Annotated in this window: 12 protein-coding genes; 1 reads left to right on the forward strand and 11 read right to left on the reverse strand. The window is 34.2% G+C overall.

Features of this window, described 5'->3' with window-relative positions:
• Positions 1 to 142: 142 nt before the first annotated feature.
• A complete protein-coding gene (locus BJL90_RS22265) occupies positions 143 to 1,468 on the reverse strand; it encodes a stalk domain-containing protein (RefSeq protein ID WP_070963376.1) in 1,326 nt (441 codons plus the stop codon).
• A 587-nt stretch (positions 1,469 to 2,055) separates the two neighbouring features.
• Here BJL90_RS22265 and BJL90_RS00585 point away from each other — a divergent pair.
• Positions 2,056 to 2,754, forward strand: a complete 699-nt coding sequence (locus BJL90_RS00585) for an SAM-dependent methyltransferase (RefSeq protein WP_156778677.1) — start codon at positions 2,056 to 2,058, stop codon at positions 2,752 to 2,754.
• A 165-nt stretch (positions 2,755 to 2,919) separates the two neighbouring features.
• Here BJL90_RS00585 and BJL90_RS00590 read toward each other — a convergent pair whose 3' ends face one another.
• From BJL90_RS00590 to nikA, 10 genes are all read right to left on the reverse strand, one after another.
• The gene (locus BJL90_RS00590) at positions 2,920 to 3,942 is read right to left on the reverse strand and encodes an ATP phosphoribosyltransferase regulatory subunit (protein WP_070963380.1); all 1,023 of its coding nucleotides are present in this window, start codon (positions 3,940 to 3,942) and stop codon (positions 2,920 to 2,922) included.
• The gene (locus BJL90_RS00595) at positions 3,933 to 4,829 is read right to left on the reverse strand and encodes a DMT family transporter (RefSeq protein WP_236904997.1); all 897 of its coding nucleotides are present in this window, start codon (positions 4,827 to 4,829) and stop codon (positions 3,933 to 3,935) included. Before BJL90_RS00595 ends, BJL90_RS00590 begins: the two co-directional genes overlap by 10 nt.
• A 5-nt stretch (positions 4,830 to 4,834) precedes the next feature.
• Positions 4,835 to 6,136 (reverse strand): opine metallophore biosynthesis dehydrogenase, encoded by a 1,302-nt coding sequence (locus tag BJL90_RS00600; protein WP_070963382.1) that lies wholly within the window; start codon positions 6,134 to 6,136, stop codon positions 4,835 to 4,837.
• A 20-nt stretch (positions 6,137 to 6,156) separates the two neighbouring features.
• On the reverse strand, positions 6,157 to 6,960 hold the full coding sequence (locus BJL90_RS00605; protein WP_070963383.1) for a nicotianamine synthase family protein: 804 nt from the start codon (positions 6,958 to 6,960) through the stop codon (positions 6,157 to 6,159).
• Between the two features lie 100 nt (positions 6,961 to 7,060).
• Entirely contained in the window at positions 7,061 to 7,882 is an 822-nt protein-coding gene (locus BJL90_RS00610; RefSeq protein ID WP_070963385.1) for a histidine racemase CntK family protein, read from the reverse strand.
• 234 nt (positions 7,883 to 8,116) lie between these two features.
• The gene (locus BJL90_RS00615; protein WP_070963388.1) at positions 8,117 to 8,866 is read right to left on the reverse strand and encodes an ABC transporter ATP-binding protein; all 750 of its coding nucleotides are present in this window, start codon (positions 8,864 to 8,866) and stop codon (positions 8,117 to 8,119) included.
• Positions 8,860 to 9,675 carry a staphylopine uptake ABC transporter ATP-binding protein CntD gene (gene cntD / locus BJL90_RS00620; protein WP_070963390.1) on the reverse strand — a complete coding sequence of 272 codons (816 nt, stop codon included), beginning with the start codon at positions 9,673 to 9,675 and terminating at the stop codon, positions 8,860 to 8,862. Before cntD ends, BJL90_RS00615 begins: the two co-directional genes overlap by 7 nt.
• Complete coding sequence (opp1C, locus tag BJL90_RS00625; RefSeq protein ID WP_070963391.1) at positions 9,626 to 10,534, reverse strand: nickel/cobalt ABC transporter permease; 909 nt, start codon at positions 10,532 to 10,534, stop codon at positions 9,626 to 9,628. The genes cntD and opp1C overlap by 50 nt, the downstream gene beginning before the upstream one ends.
• A gap of 8 nt (positions 10,535 to 10,542) precedes the next feature.
• On the reverse strand, positions 10,543 to 11,472 hold the full coding sequence (opp1B, locus tag BJL90_RS00630; protein ID WP_070963393.1) for a nickel/cobalt ABC transporter permease: 930 nt from the start codon (positions 11,470 to 11,472) through the stop codon (positions 10,543 to 10,545).
• Between the two features lie 41 nt (positions 11,473 to 11,513).
• Positions 11,514 to 13,100 carry a nickel ABC transporter substrate-binding protein gene (nikA, locus tag BJL90_RS00635; protein WP_205684267.1) on the reverse strand — a complete coding sequence of 529 codons (1,587 nt, stop codon included), beginning with the start codon at positions 13,098 to 13,100 and terminating at the stop codon, positions 11,514 to 11,516.
• Between the last annotated feature and the right edge of the window lie 127 nt (positions 13,101 to 13,227).

Consider the following 13,227-nt stretch of genomic DNA (forward strand, 5'->3'; position numbering starts at 1 on the left):
CTTCTAAAGTTAAATTTTAATATACACGGTCTACAGTTTCACCTTACCTAAAAAATCTAATCAAGGACTGCAAATAAGCAGTAAATCGCCCACTGAAAAAAGTGTATATTTTTCAGTGGGCGCATCCTGCCTAAATTTTCTATTATAGACTAAAATCTATTATCGTTGTTAATTGACTCTTTTCAATTTTTTCCTTCTTTTCTTCTTCTATAACAAGTACATTAATTTTAGCCTGATATTTTCCTGATGTTAATTTTTCTCCTTCTTTATTGGTCATATCCCATTCATCTTGCCATTTTATAGCTTCACCTGGGTTAATGTTTTTAAATATAAGTGCTAGTGTAAAGAATTTGTCATCTGAGTATCTGTATACTTCTTCATCTTCCTCATTAACAATCACTATTTCGAACTGTTGTCCAGAACCAAATTGAAGCTCCTTTGGTTCAGTATAGTGGCTCATTAATTCGAAATCAAACACTACCTTGTCATCTTTGATTACATAGCTTCCTTTCGTCTCAAACTTTCCTTCTGCAATAGGTAGACCTTCTGAATCAATATCGCTTATATTACTACTTTCGATCATCATCACCCTTGAAGAATTATCCCAATCCACTTTAGCTCCTAATGTTTCAGTAACAAAACGACCTGGAATAAAAGTGCGTCCCCCCACAATTTTTGCTTTAACTCCTAGTTTTATCCTTTCCTCTTTTAATTCTCCATCAATATTTTTGGTTATTTTTGCAGTATCCTCACCAATTACTAATTCAATTCTTATATCTTCCGCATAAATTTTCACAGTACTTTCTTCTGGATACCATTCAACTTTAGCACCTAATTTTTCCATAACCCCCCGTAGAGGTATTAATGTACGATCATTTTCAATAAATGGCTCTACATCTAATTGTAAAAATTCACCATTTACTTGAATTTTTACGCCACTATCTTCTTTTATCCTTTGACTTTTAAGTTCAAGGGTTGATTCACTAACATGAATAACACCTATGTCTATAGCATCTATCTCTATTGGCAATATAGACGCTTGCTGGCCTTCAACAATCTTAACCTGATCTTTGCCAAATATGCCATATAAATATTGGGCACTTTCTTCATTATAAGGCGTTATGCCTATTTCAACATAATCATCAAATGCTCCTGTATATGTAACGGCAAAACCCTTCTTTTCGATTTCTTTAACATGATCTTTAAAAAGATATCTATCTATCTCTTTTTGCTTTTGGATCATTTCTCCACTGATTTCCCTTGGTTCCTGCCTTAAATCTGATACTGAAGTATCTAGTAAATCTACCGGCAATCTCTTCATATCTATTACCTGATTTAAATCAATTTCAATCATATCAGATGGCAATATTGACGGCTGTACTCCTCCATTGGCTAAAACCATGTTAGATGACAATGCCGTAAAACATATACCTAAAGTAAGCGTCTTTATAAGTTTTGATTTTATCATATACTATTCCTCCTTATTATCTTATCTCTTTTTTTGCTGTTCATTATGTTAGACGAATGAAATTAATTTTTGTTCCCAATATTGTTTAAAAGTTTTTAACAAATCCACTAGATATGCTAAGGAGAATCTACGCATGATTTCATAATCCTTCCTTTTTGGAGGTTCAACAATAACAGTTAGCATATTTAATAGATGTTGAAAGTATATGGCATAGAGGGTGTATTTTATACTGGAATAGATTCACCTCAAAACTTATATGTGTCTAAAAAAAGTATCAAGCAAAAATAATATAAGGCTGAAATGAAATTCTGCAGAAGAACTTTTCCTTGTATTGACAAATATACAATAAAATGCTATTGTATATTTAAAAATAAAGAAAGGTGGTGTCTGTTTGTCAGTTCTTCTATAAGGCTTTTTCTTAGGTTATATTTATGAGAAGGGTAATCGTCCTTCTGATTTGTTATGCCAAAGTGCCTTATAGAAAACTGGTGAATAGATACCTGTTTTATGAATGAAAGCAGGTGCGCTTATTAGTGTATCTGTTTTTTCCTGTAAGGCACTAACCCAACAGGAAAGGAATGTTGATAATGAGTAAATATTTAAATACTGAATTTTTAAAAGAAAACATGATGGGCCCTAATGCTGTAAAGTTGTTGGAAGAACTCCTCCAAGGTTTACAATTCAATCCCAACATGCGGGTATTGGATCTTGGTTGCGGTAAAGGGTTAACTTCAATTTATCTTGCAGAGAAATTCAATGTCAATGTCTTTGCGATGGATTTATGGATTTCAGCTTCTGAGAACTTTCAACGATTTCAAAAAATCGGTATGGATCATAAAATCATCCCTATTCATGCAGATGCATTGTGTCCTCCCTTCGCAGATGAATACTTTGACGCTGTGATTAGCGTAGATTCCTATCACTACTTTGGTCGTGATGCGCAATATCTTGATGCACATTTAGCCCCTCTTGTTAAAAAAGGGGGCATGATTGCCCTAGCCTTCCCAGGACTAAAAAAAGAACTGGATACATTGCCTGTCGAAATGGCGCTGTCCTGGACAGCCGAAGATATAGAGACAATGCATAGCTGTCCATGGTGGCAGAAACTTTTACAACAGTCTAAAATGCTTGAAATCATCTCTATCACAGAAATGAATTGCTTTGAAGAATGTTGGAATGACTGGTTGTCATGTGAAAACCAGTATGCTATTTTAGACCGCCCTGCTATGGATGCTGGAGCAGGCAAATATATGAACTTTATCTCAGTCATATGTAAACGCATATAATAAACTTAAACAACTGAAGGGCAGCGCTTGATCGCTGCCCTTCAGTTTAGGTCATACTGTTGTCTCTATTTTACAGTTTTCACCAACTTCTTTAATATTGAAAAATTTTATTCAAATTGTTAATCTGCTTATATATATATAATTAAGCTATAATTTTTTTTTGCCTTAATTACTTATTTGCTCTAATTTCATTTTATTATGAATCAACTTACAATGTTTAATCATATACTCCACAATTCTAGTTAAACCAATACCTGCACCGCACTTAAGGATATCCTTTTCCCCATAAAAAGTGCTTAAATTTCCGCCACCGGCAATTGCATACATATAGTCATCTATCCAAGCATCAAACAATAATGTTGTGTAGGCATCCCATGTTTTAGCAATATAAGGCACAATTTCTACTCTAAAGTTTTTATTTTGTTTTATAACATTTCTGTAAATATCTTTCAAATAGCTAATTCCAGTATTGGAAATATGATTTCCTGTAATCTCATGCAAAACCTCAAAGGACAACTCATTTGAGTTGCTTTTGGAAAATAATGTGTATATTTTTAAAGCAATTTCTTTATTTCCGCCCATTTTGATATATCTACTATAAAATTCCTCCCCATCTTCCTGACAAGTATCTATTAGAGAATAAATGCTACGGATTTCTTTTTGTGGTAAATCGGATACGATCCCTCCCAGTATTCTTTTATCTGCTATTCTAACTTTCATCCTGTCGATATCAAAAAGAGATAAGCAGTTAATTAGTGTTAAAAGAGCAGTTAAACTAAGCTCTTTTTCAGACAAACCAAAAATCTCATAGCCAATTTGCCAGAAGGATATTGTTTTTCCCTGCCTTACGCTGTCTTCTGTCTCATTTCTTAAAAATTCCTGAGAATAAAAAACCTTCCCTTCCCTCCTATCAAGCAATCCAGACCTATCCAAGTATTCATAAACTCTAAAAGTACCTTCAGGAGAAATAATGGTACTTTCTTTCCCGTTGCCTAATTCAAAGATAATGTCTCTAAAAGACTCTCCTAATATAGGTATGTTTTGTTCGTATATTGATTTTTTCGATAAGATACCACTATAAAAAAAATCATAGCCTAATTGTATTAGTTCCTGTTCAACCATATTCCGTGCCGCAAGAAAAGTAAAGGCATCTTGAGCAAACCACTCTTTTGTTCCATTTACAAGCATTTTATCGCTTCCTTTCTTTTGCTTCTTTCTCTAATTCTTGCAATCGTAATACAACCCCCAATAATTAAAATTGTACCAATTATAGAAAGTATATCTGGAATTTCCATCCAAAAAACAAATCCCCAAAATCCATTGAATGCAATACCTATATAGCGCACCACTTCTACTACTACAACATTTTCATGTGTAAAGGCTTTTGTTAAAAAAACTTGTGCCAATAGAGAAATTACACCGATACATATCAAATAAAACCATTCTTTAGAATTAGGGAGAACAAAATCTGCCCACATTAGAGGAATCGAAACCAATGTTGCGGTTATCATGAAATAGAATATGATTTCATATGTATGATATCTTTGACTCAGATACCTGATACATATACCTGCTGCACTAGAAAAAAATGCAGCTAAAACCCCCAGTATTGCAACACCAGAAAAGGTAGAGTATCCAAAAGGTTTTATTGTAAACATTGCTCCAATAATAACTATAATCATGATTAGATAAATTTTAAATGGAACTTTTTCCTTTAGAAAAAATCGTGATAATAATATAGAGAAAATTGGAGATATATTAATAAGAACGACGGCATCAATTAAAGGCATATTTGATATCGTATAAAAATAAAACAGCATGTAAAGAGCTCCGCATCCTCCCCGCAAAGCTAACATCGGAATTCCTGCTTTTGAAAATGATACTTTGTCTTTTTTCATAAAGAAAAAAATCATAATAGTTCCAATAATACTTCTAAAGAAGACAATCTCATTGGATGGAATGGAAACGGCAGTAGCTTTTACAAAAGCATTCATAACACTAAATATAAAACAAGAAGAAATCGCATAAAAAATACCTTTGATAGCTAAATTGTTATTTATCTTATTCATGTTCATTTTAATCACCTCATATTATTGATCTCATTACAAATCATTACAATTTCATCGTCTAAACATTTTAGAATAAAATCATCAGAAAATAGGCATCCTTTATGCTCTTGCAGAAATTGTTGCAGTTTCCATTCATAATTATGAATAAATTTATCAATTATAGGAGTTAATAGAGCAAGATGTTTCGCTATACCCTGTATTATCTTTAAGCGGTAATAATCTTCTTTTGGCATTCTAGGAACATTCCAATAACCTTCCTGATTCTGATATGCCTTTTGAATTGGCACAGCTGAAAAATCGAAATATTTCCCCTCCTTATCTGGCGTGGAAAAAGGATCAATTAATAAAGCTGTGTAGCGTATATATAGCAGATATTCTTGCTTTATAGTATTAAAAGTAGTAAAATTTTCAATATCTTCCCGTGATAAGCTTTGTGTCTTTACAGGATAGTTATCATCATTCATAAATTTAAGAAGATTAAAGCGTTCTATGTTAAAACAATTTAACACTTTTGTAATCTCTTCCCATTGCTTCAATAAATCACGCAATATATATTGCGTAATTGGTCCTTCTGGATAGAATTTGTAAGCATACTTTACTACTTTCTCATTTCCAAATATAACATCTAAGGAAAAGTTATTCATAAATATAGGAGGATGAACATAAATTGAAACGTTTCTGCTTTCTGCTTCATAGGGATTTTTCATTAGCTCAACAGTAATACTTAATTGATGGAGTAACTCAGATAGATGTCTGCATGCTTCAGAGGCTTTATTTGTAGAACCAATATATATTTTCTTTTTTACGCCCTTTGTTAACACCTCAACAGATGCGTGTTTCTCCTTAGTTCTCTTCGTTGCTGCATAATATGTAGATAGGCTTATTACTTCAACAGAACAATTCATTTTTCTTAAAAAATTGCTAACCAAGCTATTTGAACCAATAGTCGGAGAAACTAAAACAATACACGCTATACCTTTCATAAGTGCACTATCTAATTGCCTTATTACACTTATATAAGCATCATTCGTAACAGCTAAAATAATAGTATCCCACTCCCCTTGAACTGTTTCATATCCTTCAAACACATAATCAATGTGACATTCTCCAGACAAAAAAGCATGTTCCTCATTCTGTACATGAACACGTACTTTATTTTTGTTTTCATATAATTCCTGATAAAATTGCTTTGCATTGGCTGACTCCCTCCCCGCAATCCCTATGATGCAATCAAATTTATTTTTGAAATTTACTGCAATTTGTATTGTTGTTGGACCTGTTCCCAGTATCAGTACTCGTTGAAAAACTTTCATATCCAATCATCCTTTTCTACTTATATTTCTCCACTTTTTTTATATAAAGCTATATCAAAGACACTTTCAGATTGCGATACACTATCAACTAGATTCCATAGCGAATGATCTACTTTCTGCAATGGATAATTAAACAACGATTTTATTCCGTTTCCATATCTCATAGATACAACAACATCTTTTGGAGTTAATGCATGTAATTGCTTTAATATATCAAATTTTTCTCTTATGATAGAACATATAATAATATGACTTGCCTCCTTTGTAAAATCCAAATGATCTACAGAACAACCATTGAGTGTTATTCGAGCATTTTTGTTTAGTATGTTTACAACTATTTTACCTAAACTTATAGCTTCTGGATCAATATCTATTCCAACAACTTCTGCTCCTGTTTTCTTAGCAATCAATAGAGGCGTCATTGGGAAGGCTCCTGATCCAATCAGCAGTACTTTAGAATCAGAGGTAATTTCAAAACTACCAAATTCATTTTTTATACAGGATTCTATATTGTTAAAATAATCCGTTATATCCTGTTTATTTCTTTGTAATTCAATTGCTCTATACTTTTCCATTGCACATACACAAAGAGCAGACTGCTCCCTCAATTCTTCTACTCTCCAGGCTAAAACTTCATTATATCTTGGTTCCAGTTGTTGCCATACAGCTTCATTTTTTTTATTCAATACAAAAGATGTAAATTCGCCTATGATTTTTTCCATTTCCCTATAATTGTTCAATTTTTGTTTATGTAAATTATGTAGACTTTTGAATTTAATCAAAAATGAATCCAGTTGTGTAATAAACATAGCTTGTTCCGACATTATATTCCCTCCTTTTTAGATGCTATAAAACAAAAAATTTTATTTTCACAGCATTTTTGTAAGAAAATTAGCACTTTACTGTTCTTTTTTATTTTCCAATCTATATAAAAGCAGTTCCTACAGCAGCTATTTTTACATGCCCTTGAATTGTCAAATTCGTAATAATTCCTTTTTGGCATTCCGCCCATACCTCAATAATGCCCCCTGGTTGTTTAATTTCTAAGTATACTTCTCCTTCAGTTTCTTTCGCTACATACGCACCTAAAGAAGCTGAGCCCAGACCACAACCACGTTCCCAAATCATATCTTCTGTCTTAGGTATATAAACAAGTGGTTTCATCTCATTGCTTGACTTTCGATAAAGTAAAAGCCCTACTACACCCTCTCCCTCCCACAACTCGGGAGACTTGATAATAATCTGCGCTATTTCTTTTATGGAATTGTCAAATTGCTTCACTTCAACTATTGCATGAACAACACCTTGATATTTTAGAATAATAATCGGTATAATCAACCCATTGCAGCTTATCTTTTTTTTATTTATGGATCGTGGAAGAGGCATATCTATCTTACAAAGATAACTGTTTTGCTGTGCTTTTACTTGACAATTCATCAAATGCTTTGTCCCCGAAACTTCTAAAGGAACTTTCATCAAATTTTTAGGCTGTAAGTTTTTCTTCCATGCTAATACCGCAGCTAATGACATCGCTGCATTACTACAAAATTCCCCAGCCGTCATTTGAAGTCGTGCCGACGCCATCTCACTTTCTGGTGATTCAATAAATCCTACCTGTTCAGCAAAAACATTATCATAAGCCATAACACGTGAAGCTATTAAGTGATAATTTTTTCTTTTATGATGACTTTCTACAAGAATCGTCATATTTTCAGTGGGATTTACTTTAATAAACTGTACTTTCATTTTCTTCTCCTTTTTCTATTCATTAAACAAAATTCAACTTTGACACCACATCTTTTTATTAAATTAATATATTAAGCCTATATGTATCTTCAGCACGTATCATTTTCTATTTTGAGATATCAAATTTTAGCAATAATAATATTCATTATCATCTATTCTCTTTAATTCCAGCCTGATCTACGAACTTTTTAACAACATATTGTCCTCAAAGTCCAATTTGTTCTTTTATTTCCATCAAAATGCTATTACAGCAGAAAGTAGTCTTTTTGAGTAATCGTTTTGTACTTGTGATAAATTTTCTATATTTACCTGTTCCACCACCCTCCCTTCATTGAAAAATATCACTCGATCACATAGATAGGTTACAGATTGAATATCATGTGTAATGAACAAATAGCTTATGTTCATTTCATTTTTTAATTGTGACAGCAATTTCAATATTTGTGTTTGCACAGATACATCTAATGAACTTACTGCCTCATCCAGCAACAAAAAATCTGGATTTGTTGAAATCGCTCTAGCAATACATACACGTTGTGCTTCTCCACCAGAAAGTTCATGGGAATATTTCTTTAAGTAGCTTTCGTCAAGACCTACACGATAAAGAAGGTCTACAACCTTTACCTCCATATCTTCTCTTCTATTCTTAGCTTGAAGCATGATAGGCTCGCATATCACCTCATATACGGTAAAATGTGGGTTAAATGAGGAAGTGTAATCTTGAAACACTGCACTGATATGTCCCAATCGAACCTTTCTATCATTTACTTTTTTACCAAAATAAAGAACTTCTCCACCATCTGGTTTTTCGATGCCAAGAATGATTCTGCCTAAAGTGGATTTTCCACTTCCACTTTCGCCAACAATACCCAAACACTCGCCTTTACGCATTTCTATAGTAACATCACTCAAAATTTGTTGGCGTTTACGAGAAAAAAAGCCGCTCTTTCGGTAGGTCTTATAAACCTGCTTTACTTCTAACACCCGATACCGCCTCCTAGCATTTTTTTATATTTATTTCCCAGCTCTTCCCTCGTGCTAATCAAGTATCTTGTATAGTTGTTTTTTGGATTTTTAAATATTTCACTTAGAGTACCCGATTCTACGATACAACCATCCTGCATCACAATAACGTCATCAGCGATTTTTTTTACAACACCTAAGTCATGGGAAATAAAAATCATACTGCTCTTGGTTCTTTTACGCAAAGAAACAAACTGATGGATTACTTCAAATTGAGTAATTGTGTCCAACGCAGTAGTAGGCTCATCTGCAATAATTACATCCGGTTCTAATACAAGGGTCAGGGCAATCATAATTCTTTGCAGCATACCGCCAGAAAGCTGATGAGGATATTTTTTCAAAATTTCTTTAGGGTTTTTTAACATAATGCTTTCCATAGACTGTACCATAGCTTCATCGGCATGTTTTTTATCCCAGCCATAATGCTCCCAAAGGGTTTCTCTTAGATGTACACCAATAGTAGAAGAGGGATCAAAAGCACTCATACCATTTTGCATAATCATAGCAATATTTTTTCCACATAGCTTGCGCATTTTTGTATTTGGTAAATTAAAAATATCTTTCCCTTTGAAAAGGACATTCCCAGAAGCCTCAATCCATGGTTTATTCAATCTCATGATGGATTTACATGTCATAGACTTCCCGCTTCCGCTTTCACCTACAATGGCAAGGCATCGATTTTCTTTTACGGAAAAAGAATTGTTCTTTATGATGACTTCATTATTGCGAGTGTCCCATACTTTTAAGTTTTTTACTTCTAGCAAAACCATAGTGCCACTTCCTTTTAGGTTTTTTTAGCGCTATACTTTGATGTTGTGGATCAAATGCATCTCTTAAACTATCACCCATGAATGAAAATGCAACAGAGATCGTCACAATCCCTAATCCTGGAGCCAACATCTGTTCTGGATGGCTGAGCATAACATTTTGGGCTTCATTAAGCATCATACCCCATTCTGGTGATGGTGCCTGTACACCAAAACCCAAAAAAGACAAACCAGCAATCATTAAAATGGATGATGAAATGTTATTACTTGCTATAACTATAATTTCCGATAATGTAAGGGGTAGTATATGCCTGCGTAAAATATGGAATGTACTGGCCCCAGAGGTTTTAGCAAAGTAAACATAATTTTGCTCGGTAAATTGCAAAACTGCAGACCGAATAACTCTGGTATACCATGCCCATTTTGTTACGATAGAGGCTATCAGGATATTCCTAAGACCAACACCAAATACACCGAGAATAGCAAGGATGATTACTTCGCTGGGAAAGGACAACATGATGTCACAAATCCGCATAATCACCTCATCCACTTTTCCCCTGCAATATCCGGAAATTAATCCCAAAACAATGCCGATTCCTACCGTCGCCAACATTGCAGCTATCACCCAAATTACACTGGGGCGGATACCATAAATCAATCGGGAAAGAATACATCTCCCTAAATGATCTGTTCCAAAGGGAAATTGCCAGGAAGCACCTTGCAGCCTATAAGAAGAATTAATCTTGATTGGGTCATTTGGTGCTAAAAGTGGTGCTAAAATGCCCATGGTGATGATCATTAAAATTATCATCATACATACTGTAGCAAGCTTATCTTTTCTAAATTTATTCCAAAATAACATAATACTCCTTATCCTTTCTGTATTTTAGGATTTAACCAACTACTCAGCAGATCCGCCAGTAGATTAAAAAATACAAAAGCCAAAGCCACAACAATAATATATCCTTGAATTACTGGAAGATCTCTATTTAAAATGGAAGTTACACATAACCTCCCAATCCCCGGCCAAGCAAAGACATTTTCGATCACTACGGTGCCGGCAACCAGTCCTGGTATAGCCATGCCAAAAACAGCTACTGTCGTTTGCAGAGAGTTTTTTAAAATATGTTTGTTTACAACCTTATCTTTTAAGCCACAAGCTTTTGCATAAACCACATAATTTTCATTGGTATTTTGTATCATGGAATTTCGAATCAACCGGAAGTAAAAACCAATATAGTTTAAGGATAGCATTGTTACTGGAAGTACATAGTGTGCTGAAGATCCCATCCCACTGGTTGGGAATAAATCTAATTTCACTGCAAAAAACCAAATAGCTAAAGTTGCTATCCAGTAACTAGGCATAGCGGTCAGAAAAAACATTATGCCTCTTGTAACTCTGTCCGCTAATTTTCCTTCATTGATAGCACAAAAGATACCCAGTAATAAGGATAAAATAATGATGTAGATGGCTGTAACGACTGTGAGTTTTAGTGTATTCAAAAAAGCAGGGCCAATCAATGCGCTTACCGGTTGCTTACTAACATAAGAAGCACCTAAATCTAGCCGCAGCATATCTTTGAGCCAATGAACATATCTTATAACAAAAGGTTCATTCAGCCCCAGTTCTTCCCGAGTCTTCTCCAGTAATTCATCACTAATTTCTGGTACATTTAATGCCCTTAATGCTACCTCTGCAGGATCATAAGGGGATAAATTAATAAAGACAAAGGCTAAAAATGAGACAATCAACAAGAGTGGAACAATAGCTAAAATCCGTTTTAAAGCATAGTTAAGCATGATATTGATATATCTCCTTCCCCCATTTTTTGTGCTGCTGATTACTGGAAATACATCTTTTCCAATGGAATTTCATACTGGGTTTGCCTAAATGTGATGTTTTGTAGGTTTGCAGGGGCAACGATGGTAACGGTACTATATGTCAGAGGAATAAAGCAAGCTTCATCATGGAATTTGGTAAGAACTTCTGCATATAATTCTTGACGCTCTGTTTCATCTGTTGTAACAACAATTGCATCGATTTTTGCATATACTTCTTCAATTCCAGGGATGCCTTTGGCAGCGAGTAAATAGCCTTTAGACATCAGCGTACTTTGTGGATCATAAGGCTTACCAAAAGTGGAATCCATCAACAATTCATAATTTTCAGATAGCCTGCGTTCTCTTATAGAAAGTGCTTCTTCACCAACTAGATTTAATTTAATACCAGCCTCTGCTAAAGTGCTTTGCATCAATTCACACACAGCTTTTTGACTTGCTTTGCTGCTAGCATAATACACATTGATTTCTAATGGCTTTCCATTTTTTGTTCGATATGCTTGACCGTCTTCCAATTTCCAACCGGCTTGTTCCAACAATTCAATAGATTTTTCTATGCTATAGCCTCTTTTTTCTAAAGCAATATTAGCATAGGGTATATTTTTGCTAAACATTGTATAGGCAGGTGTTTCTAAATTGTTTGCAATTACACTGGCAATGGTTTCTCTATCAATACCGTACCAAACAGCTTGGCGTACTAATTTTTCAGAAATTGGACTATCTGTATTGCCTGTGCAGGCAAATAATTGTTTTGTATACATTGGATCACTTCGTACAATTTGGTATCTATCATCATTATTCAGGGCCATAAGTGCTTCTGCGTCTAATGCATCTCCCCCCAGTTCCGTAAACAAAAAATTTATATCTCCTTTTTGAAGCGCTAATATGGTAGTCTGTCCTATAGGAAGAACTTTTCTGGTTACTTTTTTAATTTTCGGTTCTCCTCCCCAGTAGTTTTCATATGCTTCAAATACTGCATACTGATCCGCTACATCTTCTACTAATACATAAGCTCCTGTTCCCGCATAGCCATTTACACCATTCATTGTTTCCCCATCTATAAAACATTTAGGGGAAATAAATCGAAATGGTCGTGTTAGACCCATTTCAGTTAAGAAGGGGTAATATGATTCCGCCAATGTTACTTGTAATGTATACTCATTAATTACATCACAGCCAGTAATGATTTCAAAAATTTTACTCCATGTGTGCATTTCTTTGTTTCTTAAAACTGCATCAATATTTAATTTTGCCACTTCTGCATTGAAAACTTCTCCGTCATGAAAGGTTACATTTTCTCTTAAATAAAATGTGTATGTTTTTCCATCTTCTGAAACATCCCATGATTCAGCTAGAAGGGGCTTGATACCGTCTTCTGTGTTTTCCACTAATGCCTCAAAAACCATGCCTTGAATAGACATCGTCCCAGCATACAAGTGGGGATTAATATCATAATTATCCTGAGGAGATGCCATAATCAATTCATTCAATTCATTTGAATTTGTTTCACTACTAGAAACCTCTCTATTACACCCCACCAAACTAATACATAATACAACTGCAATTAAAATCATTATATTTTTTTTCACTTCAAACCCTCACCCTTCTTTTTATTTTCTTATGCTTTTATGATTTTTCTAGACCAAGGACTTCATGTTAAAACTAAAAAAGTCCAACCTAGATGGGTTGGACTTTTTTTAAAACATAGCTATCGCT

Origin of the sequence: Clostridium formicaceticum (assembly GCF_001854185.1) — a bacterium.
Taxonomy (GTDB): Bacteria; Bacillota; Clostridia; order Peptostreptococcales; family Natronincolaceae; genus Andreesenella; species Andreesenella formicacetica.

Excerpts from the sequence above, each read along its gene's own strand:
- BJL90_RS22265 (WP_070963376.1), bottom strand. The coding sequence starts at position 1,468 with ATGATAAAATCAAAACTTATAAAGACGCTTACTTTAGGTATATGTTTT.
- BJL90_RS00585 (WP_156778677.1), top strand. The coding sequence starts at position 2,056 with ATGAGTAAATATTTAAATACTGAATTTTTAAAAGAAAACATGATGGGC.
- BJL90_RS00590 (WP_070963380.1), bottom strand. The coding sequence starts at position 3,942 with ATGCTTGTAAATGGAACAAAAGAGTGGTTTGCTCAAGATGCCTTTACT.
- BJL90_RS00595 (WP_236904997.1), bottom strand. The coding sequence starts at position 4,829 with ATGAACATGAATAAGATAAATAACAATTTAGCTATCAAAGGTATTTTT.
- BJL90_RS00600 (WP_070963382.1), bottom strand. The coding sequence starts at position 6,136 with ATGAAAGTTTTTCAACGAGTACTGATACTGGGAACAGGTCCAACAACA.
- BJL90_RS00605 (WP_070963383.1), bottom strand. The coding sequence starts at position 6,960 with ATGTCGGAACAAGCTATGTTTATTACACAACTGGATTCATTTTTGATT.
- BJL90_RS00610 (WP_070963385.1), bottom strand. The coding sequence starts at position 7,882 with ATGAAAGTACAGTTTATTAAAGTAAATCCCACTGAAAATATGACGATT.
- cntD (WP_070963390.1), bottom strand. The coding sequence starts at position 9,675 with ATGGTTTTGCTAGAAGTAAAAAACTTAAAAGTATGGGACACTCGCAAT.
- opp1C (WP_070963391.1), bottom strand. The coding sequence starts at position 10,534 with ATGTTATTTTGGAATAAATTTAGAAAAGATAAGCTTGCTACAGTATGT.
- opp1B (WP_070963393.1), bottom strand. The coding sequence starts at position 11,472 with ATGCTTAACTATGCTTTAAAACGGATTTTAGCTATTGTTCCACTCTTG.